Origin of the sequence: Bradyrhizobium sp. 192 (genome assembly GCF_023100965.1) — a bacterium.
GTDB lineage: Bacteria > Pseudomonadota > Alphaproteobacteria > Rhizobiales > Xanthobacteraceae > Bradyrhizobium > Bradyrhizobium symbiodeficiens.
In genome coordinates, this window is the sequence record NZ_CP064690.1 from 6,354,393 (window position 1) to 6,371,761 (window position 17,369).

At 63.7% G+C, this 17,369-nt stretch carries 18 protein-coding genes; 12 read left to right on the forward strand and 6 right to left on the reverse strand.

Translation table 11 applies throughout. The annotated features are described in order from the left end of the window. Window positions 1–91: 91 nt before the first annotated feature. Both IVB24_RS29785 and IVB24_RS29790 read left to right on the forward strand, forming a co-directional pair. Window positions 92–700, forward strand: coding sequence for a S24 family peptidase (locus tag IVB24_RS29785; protein WP_094972649.1), 609 nt, complete (start codon window positions 92–94; stop codon window positions 698–700). A 112-nt stretch (window positions 701–812) separates the two neighbouring features. Beyond that, window positions 813–1,088 carry a hypothetical protein gene (locus IVB24_RS29790; RefSeq protein ID WP_094972650.1) on the forward strand — a complete coding sequence of 92 codons (276 nt, stop codon included), beginning with the start codon at window positions 813–815 and terminating at the stop codon, window positions 1,086–1,088. A gap of 137 nt (window positions 1,089–1,225) precedes the next feature. Here IVB24_RS29790 and IVB24_RS29795 read toward each other — a convergent pair whose 3' ends face one another. Further along, window positions 1,226–2,200: a quinone oxidoreductase gene (locus IVB24_RS29795; RefSeq protein ID WP_094972651.1), complete on the reverse strand. Its 975-nt coding sequence runs from the start codon at window positions 2,198–2,200 to the stop codon at window positions 1,226–1,228. A 222-nt stretch (window positions 2,201–2,422) separates the two neighbouring features. Here IVB24_RS29795 and IVB24_RS29800 point away from each other — a divergent pair, with 222 nt between their 5' ends. The 3 genes from IVB24_RS29800 to IVB24_RS29810 all read left to right on the forward strand — a co-directional run bounded on the left by IVB24_RS29800 (window position 2,423) and on the right by IVB24_RS29810 (window position 5,105). Continuing rightward, the gene (locus tag IVB24_RS29800) at window positions 2,423–2,623 is read left to right on the forward strand and encodes a hypothetical protein (protein WP_018319162.1); all 201 of its coding nucleotides are present in this window, start codon (window positions 2,423–2,425) and stop codon (window positions 2,621–2,623) included. A 149-nt stretch (window positions 2,624–2,772) separates the two neighbouring features. Further along, window positions 2,773–3,720: a MoxR family ATPase gene (locus tag IVB24_RS29805; protein WP_247770111.1), complete on the forward strand. Its 948-nt coding sequence runs from the start codon at window positions 2,773–2,775 to the stop codon at window positions 3,718–3,720. Window positions 3,721–3,725: 5 nt separating this feature from the next. After that, window positions 3,726–5,105 carry a VWA domain-containing protein gene (locus IVB24_RS29810; protein WP_247770112.1) on the forward strand — a complete coding sequence of 460 codons (1,380 nt, stop codon included), beginning with the start codon at window positions 3,726–3,728 and terminating at the stop codon, window positions 5,103–5,105. A 21-nt stretch (window positions 5,106–5,126) separates the two neighbouring features. Here the strand turns inward: IVB24_RS29810 and IVB24_RS29815 are convergent, their stop codons facing one another. Then, window positions 5,127–5,309 (reverse strand): hypothetical protein, encoded by a 183-nt coding sequence (locus IVB24_RS29815; RefSeq protein WP_140480641.1) that lies wholly within the window; start codon window positions 5,307–5,309, stop codon window positions 5,127–5,129. A 348-nt stretch (window positions 5,310–5,657) separates the two neighbouring features. On the opposite strand from IVB24_RS29815, the gene IVB24_RS29820 reads away from it, so the two are divergent. Then, a complete protein-coding gene (locus IVB24_RS29820) occupies window positions 5,658–5,879 on the forward strand; it encodes a hypothetical protein (protein WP_247770113.1) in 222 nt (73 codons plus the stop codon). A 20-nt stretch (window positions 5,880–5,899) separates the two neighbouring features. On the opposite strand, the gene IVB24_RS29825 is transcribed toward IVB24_RS29820, so the two are convergent. Both IVB24_RS29825 and IVB24_RS29830 read right to left on the reverse strand, forming a co-directional pair. Next, on the reverse strand, window positions 5,900–7,273 hold the full coding sequence (locus IVB24_RS29825) for a hypothetical protein (RefSeq protein ID WP_247770114.1): 1,374 nt from the start codon (window positions 7,271–7,273) through the stop codon (window positions 5,900–5,902). A gap of 110 nt (window positions 7,274–7,383) precedes the next feature. Continuing rightward, complete coding sequence (locus tag IVB24_RS29830) at window positions 7,384–8,643, reverse strand: allantoate amidohydrolase (protein ID WP_247770115.1); 1,260 nt, start codon at window positions 8,641–8,643, stop codon at window positions 7,384–7,386. Between IVB24_RS29830 and IVB24_RS29835 the strand changes: the two genes are divergently transcribed. Continuing rightward, on the forward strand, window positions 8,620–8,958 hold the full coding sequence (locus IVB24_RS29835) for a hypothetical protein (protein WP_247770116.1): 339 nt from the start codon (window positions 8,620–8,622) through the stop codon (window positions 8,956–8,958). The genes IVB24_RS29830 and IVB24_RS29835 overlap by 24 nt on opposite strands. Beyond that, complete coding sequence (locus tag IVB24_RS29840; protein WP_247770117.1) at window positions 8,936–9,421, forward strand: nucleoside deaminase; 486 nt, start codon at window positions 8,936–8,938, stop codon at window positions 9,419–9,421. The genes IVB24_RS29835 and IVB24_RS29840 overlap by 23 nt, the downstream gene beginning before the upstream one ends. Window positions 9,422–9,555: 134 nt before the next feature. Here the strand turns inward: IVB24_RS29840 and IVB24_RS29845 are convergent, their stop codons facing one another. After that, window positions 9,556–10,659: a hypothetical protein gene (locus IVB24_RS29845; protein WP_247770118.1), complete on the reverse strand. Its 1,104-nt coding sequence runs from the start codon at window positions 10,657–10,659 to the stop codon at window positions 9,556–9,558. Window positions 10,660–11,200: 541 nt separating this feature from the next. Between IVB24_RS29845 and IVB24_RS29850 the strand changes: the two genes are divergently transcribed. The 4 genes from IVB24_RS29850 (at window position 11,201) to IVB24_RS29865 (ending at window position 15,905) form a co-directional block, all read left to right on the forward strand. After that, on the forward strand, window positions 11,201–12,772 hold the full coding sequence (locus tag IVB24_RS29850; RefSeq protein ID WP_247770119.1) for an ABC transporter ATP-binding protein: 1,572 nt from the start codon (window positions 11,201–11,203) through the stop codon (window positions 12,770–12,772). Beyond that, window positions 12,756–13,847 (forward strand): ABC transporter permease, encoded by a 1,092-nt coding sequence (locus IVB24_RS29855; RefSeq protein ID WP_247770120.1) that lies wholly within the window; start codon window positions 12,756–12,758, stop codon window positions 13,845–13,847. Before IVB24_RS29850 ends, IVB24_RS29855 begins: the two co-directional genes overlap by 17 nt. Next, window positions 13,834–14,751 carry an ABC transporter permease gene (locus IVB24_RS29860; RefSeq protein WP_094972659.1) on the forward strand — a complete coding sequence of 306 codons (918 nt, stop codon included), beginning with the start codon at window positions 13,834–13,836 and terminating at the stop codon, window positions 14,749–14,751. The genes IVB24_RS29855 and IVB24_RS29860 overlap by 14 nt, the downstream gene beginning before the upstream one ends. A 77-nt stretch (window positions 14,752–14,828) precedes the next feature. Beyond that, complete coding sequence (locus tag IVB24_RS29865; protein WP_247774191.1) at window positions 14,829–15,905, forward strand: BMP family ABC transporter substrate-binding protein; 1,077 nt, start codon at window positions 14,829–14,831, stop codon at window positions 15,903–15,905. Between the two features lie 94 nt (window positions 15,906–15,999). Here the strand turns inward: IVB24_RS29865 and IVB24_RS29870 are convergent, their stop codons facing one another. Next, window positions 16,000–17,349 (reverse strand): 8-oxoguanine deaminase, encoded by a 1,350-nt coding sequence (locus IVB24_RS29870; RefSeq protein WP_247770121.1) that lies wholly within the window; start codon window positions 17,347–17,349, stop codon window positions 16,000–16,002. Between the last annotated feature and the right edge of the window lie 20 nt (window positions 17,350–17,369).

Here is a 17,369-nt window from a genome sequence, read left to right on the forward strand (position 1 = left end):
TAAGTCAAGCGATAATTCTGATATTCATAATTGCAATAATTCCGAATTTCGGATTACAAGAGCGGGACGATGGGTAATCGAGGGAATCACCATGTTGGACGTTGCAATGATCGAGCGGGGCCTGGAGAAGACGGGCAAGAGCAAAGGCGGCCTCGCGGCGGCCATGGGCGTGCGACCCGGCGCGGTCTCGGAGATCCTGGGCGGCGAACGCCTGGTGAAGGCCTCGGAGATCGTTCCGATCATGGAATATCTCGAGCTCAATCTCGCGCCGATCATGGGCCGCGTCGGCGCCGGCGCTGTGATCGAGCCGGATTACGAGCAGGTCCCCCCGGAGGGTCTCGGCGATGTCGCGCTGCCCTTCCCGATCATGGAAGAGACCGTCGCCTTCGAGATCGTGGGCGATTCGATGCTGCCTAAATACGAGAGCGGCGACGTGATCGTGGCCTACAAGGACCAGCGCCATCCGCTGTCCTCCTTCTACGGCGAAGAGGCCGTGGTCCGGCTCAAGACCGGCGAGCGCTATTTGAAGACGATCGAGCGGGGAAAAAGCCCCTCCGTCGTCAATCTCACCAGCTTCAATGCCAAGCCGATCGTCGGCGTCAAACTCGAGTGGGTCGGTGAGATCTGCCTGTCCATGCCCAAAGGCCAGCTCGAGCGGATGCGCGCCAAGTCGGCGCGCCCCCGCAAGAAGGGCAAGTAAGGCTTCGCACGGCCAGCGGCTTCGATTTTTTAGAAATCGCCCTTGACTTGCTTCCGTTTTTCGGAAATAATCTGCCGCGTGCCCGCAACGGGGGCGCGGCAGAGTCGTTTTGATGCAGTATTTCGTCGTGATGATCGACTATGGACGGCGGGGCCGCGAGGCGGTCGTCGACCCTGAAATCACGAGGCGCGAGGTCATCTCCCGCATCGCCTCGGGCGAATACCGGAATGTCTCGTTCATCCACGAGATCGCCGGTAGTTCGATCGAGGACGTCACCGAGGCCATCCTGACCGAGGCCGCCCTGCCCCAGATCCCGCCAGAGGATATCGACCTGCAGGCAATTCGCCTCGATCACGCCCGCGATCTGCGCAAACACGAACGGACGTGAGGCAGGCCCGAAGTCCCGTTCCGATGGAATCGGAACGGGACTCCGGGTTCTTGTCTTGACGCGTTTTCTTTACGCGAACCGGTAGCCAATTCGCTCGAAAACGCTCTGGCGAGCCTGCGTCACCGTCCGGACGGACATCACACCAGGAGGACGGTCGATCCCGTGGTCTTGCGGGCGGCGAGATCGGCATGCGCCTTGGCAGCGTCCTTCAACGGATAGGTCTGGTGCACCTCGATCTTGACTGCGCCGGACTTGACGACGTCGAACAACTCGTTCGCCATCGCGACCAGATTTTCGCGCTTGGCGGCGTAGGTGAACAGCGTCGGCCGGGTGACGTAGAGCGAGCCTTTCTGCGCCAGCAGGCCGAGATTCAGCGGCTCGACCGCGCCGGAGGATTGGCCGAACAGCGCGGCAACGCCGAGCGGAGCGAGGCAATCCAGCGATTTCAGGAACGTGTCCTTGCCGACGGAATCGTAGACCACGGGGACCTTCTTGCCACCGGTAATCTCGTCGACCCGCTTCACGAAATCCTCGCGGGTGTAGATGATGACATGGTCGCAGCCGTGCGCCTTGGCAAGCTTGGCCTTCTCGTCGTTGCTGACGGTGCCGATCACGGTCGCACCGAGGTGCTTGGCCCACTGGCTCAGGATCAGACCGACCCCGCCCGCCGCCGCATGCAGCAGGATGGTATCGCCGGCCTTCACCCGATAGGTCTGCCGGATCAGATATTGCGTGGTGAGACCCTTCAGCATCATCGCCGCCGCGGTCCTGTCGTCGACGCCGTCAGGCAGCTTCAGCAGGCGGTCCGCAGGGATCACGCGCGCCTCGGAATAGGCACCGAGGGGCGAGGCGCCATAAGCGACACGATCGCCCGGCTTCAGATCGGACACACCGGGCCCGATTTCCTCGACGATCCCGGCCGCCTCGCTGCCGAGCCCGCTCGGCAGTTGCGCCGGATACAGGCCGGAGCGGTTGTAGATGTCGACGAAGTTGAGACCGACGGCGGTGTGGCGGATGCGTGCCTCGCCCGGGCCGGGCTTGCCGACGCTGACCTCCTCCCAGACCAGGACTTCCGGACCGCCAGTCTTGTGAAAACGAATGGCATGCGTCATGGGCGCTGCTCCCTTATCGTTGGTTGAGGATCCGAAAAAACCGGATTGGCCGCAGATAGGCATTCGGTCCGCCCGTTACAGTACAGGCACGTAACAAGAATGTCACAGCGCGCGACAAACGTCTCCCGTTCCATCTCCGTTCGAAAGAGTTGATGACGCGCCTGGAGCGACCGGCAGTAGCTTCTGCGCGGGGTTTGGTTGTCGCCTGCGAAGGAGACCGAGATGCCAGCTTATGTACAGCATCATCAGGACATCGAGATCGCGCCTGTGAATTGCCCGACATGCATGGGGTTCCTGCCGATGTATGTGCGCGAGGTCGAACCGCATTGGAGCCTCGCCAAGATCGACTTCGTCTATGAATGCGCCGATTGCGGCGCCGAGGTCAGACAGACGATCCGCAAGCCGGAGCTGCTGCGGCACTGATCCCGCGCAAATATCCGCGACGAGACGTATTTGCGTCGAACGGAAATAGCGCCGTCCGTGCGGGTCTGGTCCTTCCCAAACGAGGCTTGTTCTTTGCCGGGAACGCAGGCAGAACAAGCCTCAAGCAAGACCTTTGGGAGCGCCCTTTCGTGGCTGATCAGAAGGCCTCGACCTCGATCGAGGCAGTGCAGAGCGGCCTCGCCGCGCAGGGCTATATCGCGAGCCGGCAGATCGCGACCGCCGTTTATTTGTCGCAACAGATCGAGAAGCCGATCCTGGTCGAGGGCCCCGCGGGCGTCGGCAAGACCGAGCTTGCCAAGGCGATCGCCGCCTGGCGCGGCATGAAGATGATCCGTCTGCAATGCTACGAGGGTCTCGACGAGGCCAAGGCGCTCTACGAGTGGAAATACGCCAAGCAGCTTCTCTATACGCAGATCCTCAAGGACAAGCTCGGCGAAGTCCTGGGCGGCGCGCAGACGCTGGACGCCGCGCTCGAGCAGCTCCACGATTTCGGCGACGTGTTCTTCTCCAAGGAATTTGTCGAGCCGCGCCCCCTGCTCCAGGCGCTGGAGCAGCCCGGCGGCTGCGTGCTGCTGATCGACGAGATCGACAAGTCGGACGCCGAATTCGAATCGCTGCTGCTGGAGATCCTCTCCGATTTCCAGGTCACGATCCCCGAGCTAGGCACCGTCTCCGCGATCACGCCGCCGACCGTGATCCTCACCTCCAACAGCGAGCGCGATCTCGGCGATGCCCTGAAGCGGCGCTGCCTGCATCTGCATATCGGCTTCCCCGAGCAGCGGCTCGAGGAGCGCATCGTCGAGAGCCGGGTGCCCGGCATCTCGCAGGCGCTGCGCCGGCAGATGGTCGGCTTTATCCACGAAATCCGCTCGCTGGATCTGAAGAAGCTGCCCTCGGTCAGCGAGACCATCGATTGGGCTCGCGTGCTGGTGCTGCTCCAGGCCACGGAGCTCGACACCGAGATGGTCAAGGACACGCTCAACGTGCTCCTGAAATACGAAGCCGACATCGAGGCTGCATCGCCGCAGGTGACGACCTTCATTGCCAAGGCGGCACGGTCGAACGTCTTCGGTTGACGCCGATGCGCGAGAATCTCCATCGTTTCTTTCGGGCGGCTCGCGGCGCCGGCGTCCACGTTTCGCCCGCCGAAAGCATCGATGCGATGCGCGCGGTCGCGCAGGTCGGCATCTCCGACCGCGCCGTCCTGCGCGATGCACTGCTCCTGACCCTTGCCAAATCGCAGGACGAGAAGCTCGCGCTCGGCGACTGCTTCGACCTGTTCTTCAGCCAGCCGGAGCCGCGGCAGGATCAGACCGAAGCCAATAGCGAGGAGAACGCCTCGCAGGATCCGGATCAGTCGCCCTCCTCCGGCACAGCCAGCGAAGCGGACGAAAGCCAGCCTCCCGAGGGCTTGGGTCCGCTCGCGCAAATGCTGCTGTCGCAGGACCGCAACGCGATCGCAGCCGCCATCGCCAGCGGCTCCGGCGCGGCCTCTTTGTCAGATATCCGCTATTCCACCCAGCGCGGCATCTTTTCCAGCCGCATCCTCGATGCCATGGGTCTCCAGCGCCTGCGCGACGATCTCGACGTGCTGACCGCGACCAATCCGGCACTGGCGGAGCGTCTGCGCGCCGCGCTCGACGCGCTGCGCGAGGCCGTGCGCGATACCGTCTCGCAGGGGCTTGCGCTCTACGCCCGCGAGGAGGCCGAAAACCTCCGCAACGAGATCCTGCGCAACGCGCCGCTCGCGCGCATCGAGCGGCGCCAGGTCGCAGAGATGCGAGTCCTGATCCGCCAGATCGCGCGCCGCCTGCGCGAGCGCTACTCGAAACCGCGCAAGCGCCAGCGCCGCGGCCATCTCGATGTCCGTCGCACGCTCCGGCGCAACGCCGCCTGGGGCGGAATTCCCTTCCTCACCGCATGGAAGCGCAAGCATCGCGACCGGCCGAAGATCGTGGCGCTTTGCGACGTCTCCGGGTCGGTCGCGCAAGTCTCCGATTTCTTTCTGCTCCTGATCCACTCGCTGCACGAGGTGGTCGACGACGTCCGCTCCTTTGCCTTCTCCTCGCACATGATCGAGGTCAGCGAGATCCTGGAAAAGAAGTCGCCCGAAGAGGCGATGGCCGAGATCATGTCCAAGGTCGGCTTCGGTTCGTCCGACTACGGTTCTTCGCTGGTCGATTTCGAAAAGGACTTCATGAGCACGCTGACGCCGCGGACCACTGTGATCGTGCTCGGCGATTCCCGCAGCAACAATCTCGACCCGCGCGCCGACATCCTGCGCCGCATCTCCGAACGCTCGAAGCGACTGGTCTGGCTCAATCCCGAAGGACGGCTCGCCTGGGGCTTTGGTGATTCCGAGATGCCGCGCTACGCGACCTTCTGTACGGTCGTACGCCAATGCGCCACCGCGCAGCAGCTCGAGCGCGCGGTGTCCGACATCGTGGCGACTTATCAATAGACGCTCTCGGCGCGGCCAGCGTCAGTTTCGCGCAAGCTCCACTTGGCCGACGTTACACTCCCGAAAGTGATAGGCAATTTCGTCGAGCGCGCGCTGCTCCCATTCCTCGGCTTGCGCGAGCCAGAAAATCCGGCGATCAAAATCGCGCGCCGCACGCTCCCGGCACAGGGATTCCTGACTGCGAATTTCGACCAGCCTGTTCATGCACTCCACTCCTGCACCGTGAAGTCATTCCCCGGGAAACACAGTAACAGAGTCCTCGACCTTTCGCCTCACAATTTCTGTGCATATCGCGACGCAGAATGGGACAGCAGCGCTTCCCGTGCATCGCAGCAACTTGCTGTGCACATCAAACCGACATCATCAATATGTGATCGAAGCTCGGGACGATATTCGCAATCCAGCGATCTTTACTCTTGTGGCGCAATGGAGTGCGGCAATTCGTGAAGAGACGTTCTAAACAGCGCACCGAATTCCCGACTCATTGTCGTCGCATGGTCTTCACGCAGCGCCGCTAACAGAGGCGCGAATGGCACTATCGTTTGAGGCAGCATGAGCAACGACATCGACTTCGATCTTTCGCCGGACCAATGGGAGGCGCTGCGCACGCTTCGCAATCCGGTGTCGAGCGGTCGCCTCTCGAAGGCCTATCTCGTCGAAGGCCTCGTCGAACTCGGTCTTGTTGTCGTCAATGACGGCGTGCCTGCGATCACGCCGGCCGGTCGCAAGGTGCTCGTGCGCGGATCGTGCCGGCTGCTGGATCTCGTTGCCTGAGCGGCAGTTCACCGAGCGGATCAGTCGTTCCATTGGAGGAGCGGCGTTCCATACGCCCTCCTCCAGACCGACAGGAAGCGTGGAAACCAGGAATGGGCCACGGCGCCCTTGTAGGCCCAGGTGCGGTACTTCAGCCCCTGTTCCGAGATCAGCTCCTGATATCCGCCGTGGAGTTCGGTCGCGGTGCGAATGTCCTTCAATATCCCTTGCGCGCAGGCCCGGTAGTTGTCGCCGCCGGAGGCCTCGTCGTAGTCGAGCATCCGGTCCGCGAACTCGACGTTGAACGTCGGCCAGGACGAACGCCCCTGATAGGCGGGAGCCGCAATCTTGTGGATCAATTTGTTCCGGGGATTATCCGCGGACACCAGGAAGTGGAACGTAGAGGGTATGCGGAAGCGCGGCTCCGCGATGATCAGATCCGCCGTGGCCGCGAACAGCGCCCGCTCGCTGGCATCGTTCATATCCCAGAAACCGCGATGCACGCTGACGAAATCCAGCGCGACCGCGGACACCGGCGGGCCCTTCGGGCCATCCAGGGAATGCCTGATGTAGCCGTCTTTGCCGAACAGACGGAGCAGGTCCTTCTTGTACTGCGCGAGATCGCGTCCGAGCAGCCGCTTCAGCTCGTTCTCGTTGATGATGCCGAGCTGCACGCTCCACAGGAAGGTCGTGTAGACGCAGGCATTGGTGACAAACCGCCTGCGTTCCGCACGGGTATCCGTTGCAGCCGAGCGAGGGCCACGGGCATCACACAACAGATATTTGGTGCCGTCATCGTCGAACGGCTCGAGCTCGCTTGCGAGCTGCAGGATCGCACGCTTCAGGTCACCGCCATATTCCTCCTGCAGCAGCCGGCCCGCGTGCGCGCATTGTGCCATCGCCAGATAGGACGGCGCCCTCTGATCCGCCGAGATCATCTGCTGCAGGCCGGCGAGAATGCCGAGCAGCGTGTCCGAAGGCCGCGAGAAATAATTCACGCCGAGATACCGGCCGCGCCCGGCCGGGACGATGGTCGTCGTGACGACGTCGGCACGAACCGCCTCCAGCAACAAACGGACACTCTTGTCGAGCAGGTGCGCTCGCCGCACCGCGTCCTGCGCATCCATGACGGTCTCGGGGTCGAGCACATCAGGATAGAACCAGGCGAAGTCGCGGGGGTAATAGGCGGATGCGTGCGGCGCGCCCGTGACGAGGAAGGCCTCGGTCACCGAAAAGGCGCTGTCTATCGAGTGCCGGTAAAGGTCCTCGATCCCAGACAACGAATGGTGCGATTTTCTCAGGAATCGATCACCGAGAAAATTGACCGCCTGGAGGGCGTTGGCGAAGAAGGTCGCGGCAACGCCTTGGTAAAATCGGTTTCCGCGATCTGAGGGCAACGAGATATCGCTATTCATATGTGGCCAAGTGACTCCGGTGGTGCGGCCACCATCCGAAGCATGGCTGATTCGTATTTCCTCCAGATGACGTGCCGGCTTCCGGCCGGGGCTTATCCGACCCGCCCGGACTAGCCTCCCCGTGGCCTGAAATTCTCGATCACCCGCAGCAGCACCCGCGCACCGGCGTCGGCATCGGCGAGCTCCACATGCTCGTCCGGGTGGTGGCTGATGCCGCCGCGGCAGCGGACGAAGACCATCCCGACATCGGCGATGTCGATCATGGCCATGCCGTCGTGCCCTGCTCCGCTCGGAAGCTCGAACACGGGGAAGCCCTCCGCTCCGATCGCCTGCGCGATCTGCTCCTTGAGCCACGGCGCGCAAGGCGCGGTGCGGTTCTCGTGGGTGACGTCGAGCTGGAGGGCCAGGTGCCGGCGCGTAGCGATCGCCTCGATCTGGCGGACGATATCGGCGACCGCGCGCTTGCGGTGCATGTCGGTCGGCGCCCGCATGTCGATGGTGAAGGACACCTCGCCCGGAATGACATTGGTCGCGCCGGGCCGCGCCTGGATGTAGCCGACAGTGCCGACTAGCCCACTCTCGTCGGTGCGGCAAAACTGCTCGATCGCCCCGATGCATTCGGCCGCTCCCGTGAGCGCATCACGCCGAAGCGCCATCGGCACGGTACCGGCATGCCCGGCCATGCCGGTCAGCCGCGCGGCAAGCCGCGTGGCACCGGCAATCGCGGTGACGACGCCAACAGGCAGGTCCTGCGCTTCCAGCACCGGCCCCTGCTCGATGTGCAATTCGAGATAGGCAAGCAGCTCGCGCCGAGTCCGCGCGGCCGCTCCGATATGATCGGGGTCGAGGCCGAACTGCACGAGCGCGTCGCGCATCGACACACCGTCGCGGTCGCGCACATTCAAGACACTCTGATCGAAGGTGCCGGCCACCGCACGGCTGCCGAGCAAGGTCGAGGCGAAGCGCACGCCCTCCTCGTCGGCGAAGCCGATGATCTCGATCGCGAACGGCAGGCGTTTGCCGCGACGATTGAGATCGGCAACGCAGGCAACGGCCGTGATCACGCCTAACGGCCCGTCCCATTTGCCGGCGTCCCGTACGGTGTCGTAGTGCGAGCCGAGCATCAGGCAAGGCGCACCCGGCCGCTCGCCTTCGTAGCGACCGCAGACATTGCCGATCGCATCAAGATGCGCGCTCATGCCGGCATCGCGCATCCAGCTCAGGAGGAGGTCCGCCGCCTCGCGCAATTGCCTGGTGAGATAGATGCGGGTGAGGTTCTCGCTACTTTCCGAGATCGCAGCCAGATCGTTGATCCGACGCACGATCTCTTCGCCGAGCGATGTATCTTGAACGGCGTTGACGGCACCCATCTCGACGAGCTCTCTCTTCTCTGGACCGCGGCAGCGGCCGTCCTGGCGACAATCGGTAGAACTTCGGCGGCCAATCACGCACCGGCGCGGCTCAACACCGATAATTTCGTTCTTATCAGGGCCGGGACGGGCCGTATAATCAATATTTTCAATCAATTATCCCGAAATCCATTCAACGATCACGGGCGGCTGATGCAGAGGGTCCACTGCGAATTCGTGTATGAAAGGCGGACCAGCGAAGCCGATCTCGCCACGATCGTCTGGCGCATGGCGGCACCGACCGGGAGGATCAATGGACGGCGCATCGAAACGTGACGAGCAATTTCTGCGTTTGTCCTTCGCGGTCGCGCAGCGCTCCCTCACCCATGGCAACCACCCGTTCGGCTGCATCGTCGTCGGTGCGGACGGCAAGGTGCTGATCGAGACCGAGAACGGCTACATGCCGGATCATGACGGCACCGCGCATGCCGAACGTCTCGCAGCCAGCCAGGCCTGCCGCACACTCGGCCGCGAGGTGCTGGCAACAGCAACGCTCTATTCTTCGGCAGAGCCCTGCGCGATGTGCGCCGGCGCGATCTACTGGGCCGGCATCGGCCGCGTCGTCTACGGCCTCAGCGAGCATCGCCTGCGCGGCGTCACCGGCAACCATCCTGACAACCCGACCCTCGACCTGCCGTGCCGCGAGGTCTTTGCCAGCGGCCAGCGGCCGACCGAAATCGTTGGTCCGCTGCTCGAGGACGAAGCCGAAGCGCTGCACGACGGCGTGTGGACGAAGTAGGCGTTACCACAAGCTCGGATCCGTAGGATGGGCAAAGGCGCCCTTGCGCCGTGCCCACCATCGGACTGCTACGGAAGCAGAAGTAGTGGGCACGCGAAGCGTGCCCATCCTACAGACCGCCTAGCGTCAGGCAGCTAGAACTTCACGGTGATACCCGAGTAGAGCGAGGACTCCGTGCACGAACCGGTGCTCACCGTCCGGCCACCGACCGTTGTGGTACAGCCGACGGCAAGGTTGTGATCGAGACCGAACTTGTTCTGCCAGTAGCGGTAAGCCACCCAGACATCCACGAAATGGGAGTACTTGTCGCCCCAGGCGGCCTTCGAGGCATCGAAGGTCAGGCGGATCGGCTCCGAGTTCAACTCGACCGCCGTGTTGTAGACGCCGTTCGCCGGGCTGTAGGGAAGTGGTTCGGTGTCGGTGCCCTTCTTGCCATACCAGCCGGCGCGGCCGCTGATCGAGAAATACTGCATGTTTGCCGGCAGGAAGCCGAGATCCATGTAGTAATTGACCTCGACGGCCCAGGTCGGCTTGAACGAGGTGTTGCCGTCCGCAAGGCAGGTCACGCCGGGAACGCCCGGACCGAACAGTCCGCACTGGCTGAATGAGTTGTGATTGGCGAACTCCCAGTACACCAGCGGCGCGACGTTGATGTAACCCTTGTAGGGCAGATCGAACGCAAACTGCAGACCGCCGACGACGTCGCGCTTGGCGGCGCCGAAATATCTGTTCTCGGTATTGGCATCCATGCCGACCTCGAACGAGATGTTGTGAAGCGGCCCCGCGGTGAAGGCCTCGGTCTCGAACAGCTCATTCCAGCCGAACGTCGAGCGGAATAGCCCGTAGATCTCCGTTGCACCGGCGCACGTTGCCGGCGCGCCGAAGATCGTGCCCGCGTTGGTGCAGGGCCCGGCCGGGTCGTTGTGATCGGACTTGAACATCGAGATGGTGAAGAAGTTAGTGCCGTATGCCCAGGCGTCGAAATGCGTGAACGAGTAGACCTGCTTGGTGGTCTTGCTGTCGATCGACCCATCCGGCCGGAACGACCATGCACCGGGCTGCGAGGCGTCGAAGATGTACGAGAAGGTGACGCGGTTATCGATCACCAGGAAAAACGGAAGGTCCGACGCTTTCTTGGCAGCCTTGACCGGCAGATCCGCGGCCTGAGTCAGGCTTCCGGTGGCGAGCGTGGCAAGAGACAGCGCCGCAGCTGCAATTGCCCTGAGACGAAACGACATCCTGAATACCCCCAAGTTGGACACGTCGATGAACGGCCCTTGGGTGCGAGACTTGCGCCGATCTCCCGGAGGGAGAAGCCTCAACTTTTTTCAAGGCATGCTGCTTGTTTTGGCAAGGAGCGGCGTTCCTCCGTGAGATTTAGTCGTTTTCTTGCAGCGAAGTACGCGGCCGGCAAGGCCGGCTATTGCCGGACATTGCCGTTTGATTTCGCTCTTCTTTCATGTCGAGCGGCTGTTTGGAGTACGGACGGTCAGGAGCCAATGTCGCGTTGATCCGCGTTGCATAATCGCGATGGCGCAACTCTGCTCACTGCGACGTCAGGTCTGCATAGCAGGTTCCGATTTGGCTTGGACCGTCACCAATCTGCAACAAGCGCCGCGGGAGCCGCACCCAAGTGTTTGAGCAGGGTCTTACGTCCCGGCCAACGCGGGCGCGGTGCCTGCCGAAGCGTTGAGCAAGGGATGACGCATTTTCACACCTTACGCCGCGGGGCAAACTGGCCCACAATCGGATCATTTCTCCATGCAAGCGCACCAGCGAATGTTGGATTCGACACCTGACGGCCTGAATTCCGGCGAGCCGCCGCTGCTGCGGACGATCGGACTCACCAAACGCTATGGCGATTTCCTCGCCAACGATTCCATCGACATCGATATCCGGCCGAGCGAAATCCATGCGCTGCTCGGCGAGAACGGTGCCGGCAAGTCGACGCTGGTCAAGGCGATCTATGGGTTGATCCAGCCCAGCGCCGGCGAGATTCGCTGGCAGGGCCAGCCGGTCGTGCTGTCCGGTCCTTCCGAAGCACGCAGCCTCGGCATCGGCATGGTGTTCCAGCACTTCTCGCTGTTCGACAATCTCACCGTCGCCGAGAACGTCGCGCTCGGCCTCGACGGGAAAGAATCCTTCAAGGACACGTCGGCGCGACTGGAGCAGGTGTCGAAGCTATACGGCCTTCCGCTCGATCCCAGACGCGAGGTCTGGCAATTGTCGGTCGGCGAGCGCCAGCGCATCGAGATCGTCCGCGCGCTGATGCAGGATCCGAAATTCCTGATCCTGGACGAGCCCACCGCCGTCCTGACGCCGCAGGAAGCCGATCAGCTTTTCATCGTGCTGGAGCGGCTCAAGGCCGAAGGCCGCGCGATCCTCTATATCAGCCACAAGCTCGAGGAGGTGAAGCGGCTCTGCGACACCGCCACGATCCTGCGCGGCGGCAGGAAGGTCGAGACCTGCAATCCCCGGCGCGAGACCGCCGCTTCGCTGGCCCGCATGATGGTCGGCGGCGAGATCAAGGAGGTGAAGGCGGCATCCGGCCGGAAGACCACCGTCCCGCGGCTCGTCGTCAACGATCTCTCGCTCGTGCCAGCCGAGGCGCATGGCGTGCGGCTCGAGCACATCTCGTTCGAGCTGAAGGGCGGCGAGATCCTTGGCATCGCCGGCGTCGCGGGCAACGGGCAGGACGAATTGTTCGCCGCGCTATCCGGCGAGCGTCTCTCGAAGGATCCCGGCACGGTGGTGATCGAAGGCATTGCCGCCGGCCATCTCTCGATCACGCAGCGACGCAAGCTGGGAGCAGCCTTCGTTCCCGAAGAGCGGCTCGGCCACGGCACCGCGCCGCGTATGAGGCTGTCGGAGAACGCTCTGCTCACCGGGCACGCGGCCAGCGGCATGGTCCATCACGGCTTCATCGACACCGCCGCCACGCTGAAGACGGTGGACCGCGCGACCGAAACATTTGATGTTCGCAAGGCCAAGCGGGATCCCGAGGCTGCCAGCCTCTCCGGCGGCAATCTGCAGAAGTTCATCGTGGGACGCGAGATCCTGCGCAACCCCGCGGTGCTGGTGGTGAGCCAGCCGACCTGGGGCGTCGATGCCGGCGCCGCCGCCGTCATTCGCCAGGCGCTGCTCGATCTCGCAACCGCGGGCGCCGCCGTGCTCGTGACCAGCCAAGATCTGGACGAACTCGCTGAGATCGCCGACCGCATCGCCGTGATGTTCCACGGCAAGCTGTCGGTACCGCTCGCTACCCGCGAGGCCAGCCGCGAAAAGCTCGGCCTGCTCATGGGCGGCAGCAGCCTCGAGCCGAAGGAGGCCGCGCATGCAGCTGGTACTTGAGAAGCGCGCCGAACGCTCTGGCGCGATCGCGTTGGTCTCGCCGCTGATCGCAATCGGCCTCACCATCGTGACCATGGTCATCCTGTTCGCGATCCTCGGCAAGAATCCGCTGCTCGCACTGCATGCCTATTTCATCGCGCCCTTGACCGATGGCTATTCTCTGCAGGAGATCGCGGTCAAGGCGACGCCGCTGGTGATGATCGCGATCGGGCTGTCGCTCTGCTATCTCGCCAATGCCTGGAACATCGGCGCTGAGGGACAATTCCTGATCGGCGCGGTTGCCGGAAGCTGGATCGCGGTGAAGACGCAAGGCACCGACGCCGGCGCCTGGGTGCTGCCGGCCATGCTGGTGCTCGCCGCCGCGGCAGGTGCGCTCTATGCGCTGATCCCGGCGATCTGCAAGGTGAAGTTCGGCGCCAGCGAGATCCTGACCAGCCTGATGCTGGTCTATGTCGCCGACCTCTTCCTCGACTATCTCGTGCGCGGGCCCTGGCGCGACCCCAACGGCTTCAATTTCCCGACCACGGCCGAGTTCGATCCGGTGGCGACCGTTCCATTGCTGATCGAGGGCGGCCGGCTGCATCTCGGCTCGATCATCGCGCTTCTTGTCGTCGCCGCAGCCGCAATCCTGCTCGGGCGCACCATCAAGGGGTTCGAGATCCGCGTCGTCGGCGCAGCGCCCCGCGCGGCACGGTTCGGCGGCTTCAATGCCAACCACCTGATCATCCTGACCTTCGCGGTGTCAGGCGCGCTCGCAGGGCTTGCCGGCATCATCGAGGTGGCAGGACCCGTCGGGCATCTCCAACCCGGCATTTCTCCAGGCTACGGTTTTACTGCGATCATCGTCGCCTTCCTCGGCCGGCTGAACCCGCTTGGAATATTAATTGCAGGCCTTTTCCTTGCACTGACCTTTATCGGCGGCGAGCAGGCGCAGATCGCGATGAAGATTCCATTGGATGTCACCAAGGTCTTTCAGGGCATTCTTTTGTTCTACGTGCTCGCCTGCGATTCCCTGATCCTCTACCGCTTCAAGCTGAGCTTCCCGAACCGCCAGGTGGCCCGTGGAACTCATTGAAGCCATCGTCCTGGCCGTGCTCGCCGCGTCCACGCCGCTCCTGATCGCCGCGACCGGGGAGCTCGTGACCGAGCGCTCCGGCGTGCTCAATCTCGGCGTCGAGGGCATGATGATCGTTGGCGCGGCCTGCGGCTTTGCCGGCGCCTGGCTCACTGGATCGGTCTTCGTCGGCGCGCTGTTCGGCATCGTCGCGGGCACGATGATGTCGCTGATCTTCGCGCTGATGACGCTCGGGCTCGCCGTCAACCAGGTGGCAACGGGTCTCGCGCTGACCATCCTCGGCGTCGGACTGTCCGGACTGATCGGCGCCGGCTTCGTCGGCGAGCGCATCACGCCGGCAGTCCATCTTGCCATTCCCGGCCTTACCGACATCCCGCTGGTCGGGCGCGTGCTGTTCGGCGAGGATGGCTTCGTCTATGTCTCCATTGCCCTCGTCATTGGCGTCTGGTGGTTCCTATACCGCACGCGGGCGGGATTGATCCTGCGCGCCTGCGGCGACAATCACGTCTCCGCGCATGCGCTCGGCTATCCCGTGCTGCGCATCCGGACCTTCGCCGTGATGTTCGGCGGTGCCTGTGCAGGCCTTGCCGGCGCTTATCTGCCGCTCGCTTACACGCCGTTCTTCATTCCCGGCATGACCGCGGGCCGCGGCTGGATCGCGCTGGCGCTGGTGGTGTTCTCGTCCTGGCGGCCGGGCCGCCTCGTGATCGGCGCCTATCTCTTCGGCGCAGTGACGATCCTGCAGTTGCACGCGCAGGGCTGGGGCATCGGCATTCCCTCGCAATTCATGTCGGCGCTGCCTTATCTCGCGACCGTCATCGTGCTGGTCCTGCTCTCCCGCGCGCGCAGCGGCGGCTCGACCGCACCGGCCGCGCTCGGCACCGTGTTCGTGCCGGACCGCTGAATTTCATTTCCGCAACGGGCGCGATGGGGCGCGCGCGTTGCGAATCGTGACTTTCCCCTGATGTCTGGAGATCGATGATGAGGAAATCATTTCTTGCGCTGGCCACCGGGCTCTTGCTTGCCGGCAGCGTCAGTGCAGCCTCCGCCGCCGACAAGCTCAAGGTCGGCTTCATCTATCTGGGCCCGATCGGAGACCTCGGCTGGACCTATCAGCACGATCTCGCACGCCAGGCGCTGGTCAAGGAACTGGGCGACCAGATCGAGACCACCTATCTGGAGAACGTGCCCGAAGGCCCCGACGCCGAGCGCTCCATCGAGCAGCTCGTCCGCGCCGGCAACAAGCTGATCTTCACGACGTCGTTCGGTTACATGGATCCAACGCTGAAGGTCGCGAAAAAATATCCGAACGTGCATTTCGAGCACGCCACCGGCTACAAGCGCAATCCGAACATGTCGACCTACTCGGCCAAATGGTGGCAGGGCCGTTACGTTCAGGGCCTGATCGCGGCCAAGATGTCGAAGTCCGGCGTGCTCGGCTACATCGGCTCGTTCCCGATTCCGGAGGTCGTCTCCGGCATCAACGCGACGATGCTGGCGGCGCAAACCATCAACCCGAACATCAAGGTCAAGATCATCTGGGCCAACACCTGGTTCGACCCGGGCAAGGAGGCCGACGCCGCCAAGGCCCTGATCGACCAGGGCGCCGACGTGATCATGCAGCACACGGATTCGCCAGCCGCGATGCAGATCGCCAGCGAACGCGGCAAGCTCGCCTTCGGCCAGGACTCCGAGATGATCAAGTTCGGGCCCAAGACCCAGCTGACCTCGATCCTCGACACCTGGGGCCCCTATTACATCGAGCGGGTCAAGGCCGAGCTCGCCGGCACCTGGAAGTCGGAGGACAGCTGGGGCGGCCTCGACAGTCACATGTTCGCGATGGCGCCCTACACCAACATGCCTGACGACGTGAAAAAATTGGCTGAGGATGCCCAGGCCGCGATCATCGCGGGCAAGCTGCATCCGTTCAAGTGCCCGATCGTTGGGCAGGACGGCAAGACGGTCGAGTGCAAAGGCGGCGATCACCTCGACGACGGCCAGATTCTAGGTATGAATTTCTACGTGAAGGGCATCGACGACAAGCTGCCCGGCAAGTAGCACGCTTCTTGCTTTACCCAAATCACCTGCTCCTCCCGGAGGAGGTTCGGAGGGGGTGGCCAGAAGCACCCGGCACTTGTGGTCGCCCCCTCTTTCATCCCATCCGCATGGCCTGCGCCGCCGAACTGTGGCGACGGATGAGGCTCTCCACGTCGAGACCCGGGACGGCGCCATCGATCACGGCCCATCTTCCCGCCACCATCACCCGGTCGGCCCGATGGGCTCCGCACAGCACCAGTGCGGCCAAGGGGTCGCCATGGCCGGAGAAGCGCAGCTCGTCGAGCCTGAACAGCGCAAGGTCCGCAGCCTTGCCGACCGCGATCTCGCCGAGTTCCGGACGGCCGACGCAGGCCGCCGAGCCCTTGGTGGCCCAGCGCAGCGCATCCTTGTGGCTGACTTTCCCTACGCCGTAGCGCGCCCGTTGCAGCAGGAAGGCGGCACGGACCTCCTGCATCAGGTTCGAGCCGTCGTTCGAGGCCGAGCCATCGACACCAAGCCCGATGCCGACACCGGCCTCCTCCATCTCACAGACCGGGCAGCAGCCGGACGCCAGCAGCTGATTGCTGCACGCGCAATGGCTGATGCTCGTCTTCGCCTTACCGAGCCGCTTCATCTCGTCGGCGTTGAAAAATATGCCGTGGGCGAGCCAGGTTCGCGCGTCGAGCCAGCCGCATTGTTCGAGATAGTCGAGCGGACGACAGCCGTACATCTGCTGGCAGAATCTGTTTTCGTCTTCGGTCTCGGCGAGATGGGTGTGCAGGCGCACGTCGAGCTTGCCGGCGAGATCGGCGGTGGCGCGCATCAGCGACGTCGTCACCGAGAACGGCGAGCACGGCGCCAGCGCGATCTGCACCATCGCATCCGCACCGCGCTGATGATGCCTTGCCACCACGCGCGCGCTGTCGGCAAGGATCGTGTCCTCGTCCTGCACCACGCTGTCAGGCGGCAGACCGCCGTCGCGCTGCGACAGATTCATCGAACCGCGCGTGAGCAGCACCCGCACGCCGAGACGCTTCGCCACGGCGACCTCGATATCGACGGCGTCCTCGAGGCCCGCAGGGAAGACGTAATGATGGTCCGTCGTGGTGGTGCAGCCCGAGAGCAGCAATTCGGACATCGCCACGGTGACGCCGAGCTCGAGCGCCTCGGGCGTCAGCCTCGCCCACACCGGATAGAGCGCCTTGAGCCAGGGGAACAGCTCGCGATCCATCGCCGCCGGCAGCGCTCGCGTCAGCGTCTGGTAGAAGTGATGGTGGGTGTTGATCAGGCCCGGCAGCACGACGTGTTCGCTGGCATCGAACATTGCGGCGTCAGCGGTCGCAGGCGCGGCGCCGGCCGGCACCAGCTCGACGATCCGGCCATCCTTCACCACGATCCCGCGCGCGGCGCCATCGGCGAGGATGGCCAGCGGATCCCGGATCCAGATCGGCGTTGCATCGTTCATGATCCTGCTTCTCCCTTACA

What these genes read in the sequence shown, in the direction of transcription:
- IVB24_RS29785 (WP_094972649.1), top strand. Translation starts at nt 92, where the DNA reads ATGTTGGACGTTGCAATGATCGAGCGGGGCCTGGAGAAGACGGGCAAG.
- IVB24_RS29790 (WP_094972650.1), top strand. Translation starts at nt 813, where the DNA reads ATGCAGTATTTCGTCGTGATGATCGACTATGGACGGCGGGGCCGCGAG.
- IVB24_RS29795 (WP_094972651.1), bottom strand. Translation starts at nt 2,200, where the DNA reads ATGACGCATGCCATTCGTTTTCACAAGACTGGCGGTCCGGAAGTCCTG.
- IVB24_RS29800 (WP_018319162.1), top strand. Translation starts at nt 2,423, where the DNA reads ATGCCAGCTTATGTACAGCATCATCAGGACATCGAGATCGCGCCTGTG.
- IVB24_RS29810 (WP_247770112.1), top strand. Translation starts at nt 3,726, where the DNA reads ATGCGCGAGAATCTCCATCGTTTCTTTCGGGCGGCTCGCGGCGCCGGC.
- IVB24_RS29815 (WP_140480641.1), bottom strand. Translation starts at nt 5,309, where the DNA reads ATGAACAGGCTGGTCGAAATTCGCAGTCAGGAATCCCTGTGCCGGGAG.
- IVB24_RS29820 (WP_247770113.1), top strand. Translation starts at nt 5,658, where the DNA reads ATGAGCAACGACATCGACTTCGATCTTTCGCCGGACCAATGGGAGGCG.
- IVB24_RS29825 (WP_247770114.1), bottom strand. Translation starts at nt 7,273, where the DNA reads ATGAATAGCGATATCTCGTTGCCCTCAGATCGCGGAAACCGATTTTAC.
- IVB24_RS29830 (WP_247770115.1), bottom strand. Translation starts at nt 8,643, where the DNA reads ATGGGTGCCGTCAACGCCGTTCAAGATACATCGCTCGGCGAAGAGATC.
- IVB24_RS29840 (WP_247770117.1), top strand. Translation starts at nt 8,936, where the DNA reads ATGGACGGCGCATCGAAACGTGACGAGCAATTTCTGCGTTTGTCCTTC.
- IVB24_RS29845 (WP_247770118.1), bottom strand. Translation starts at nt 10,659, where the DNA reads ATGTCGTTTCGTCTCAGGGCAATTGCAGCTGCGGCGCTGTCTCTTGCC.
- IVB24_RS29850 (WP_247770119.1), top strand. Translation starts at nt 11,201, where the DNA reads ATGTTGGATTCGACACCTGACGGCCTGAATTCCGGCGAGCCGCCGCTG.
- IVB24_RS29855 (WP_247770120.1), top strand. Translation starts at nt 12,756, where the DNA reads ATGCAGCTGGTACTTGAGAAGCGCGCCGAACGCTCTGGCGCGATCGCG.
- IVB24_RS29865 (WP_247774191.1), top strand. Translation starts at nt 14,829, where the DNA reads ATGAGGAAATCATTTCTTGCGCTGGCCACCGGGCTCTTGCTTGCCGGC.
- IVB24_RS29870 (WP_247770121.1), bottom strand. Translation starts at nt 17,349, where the DNA reads ATGAACGATGCAACGCCGATCTGGATCCGGGATCCGCTGGCCATCCTC.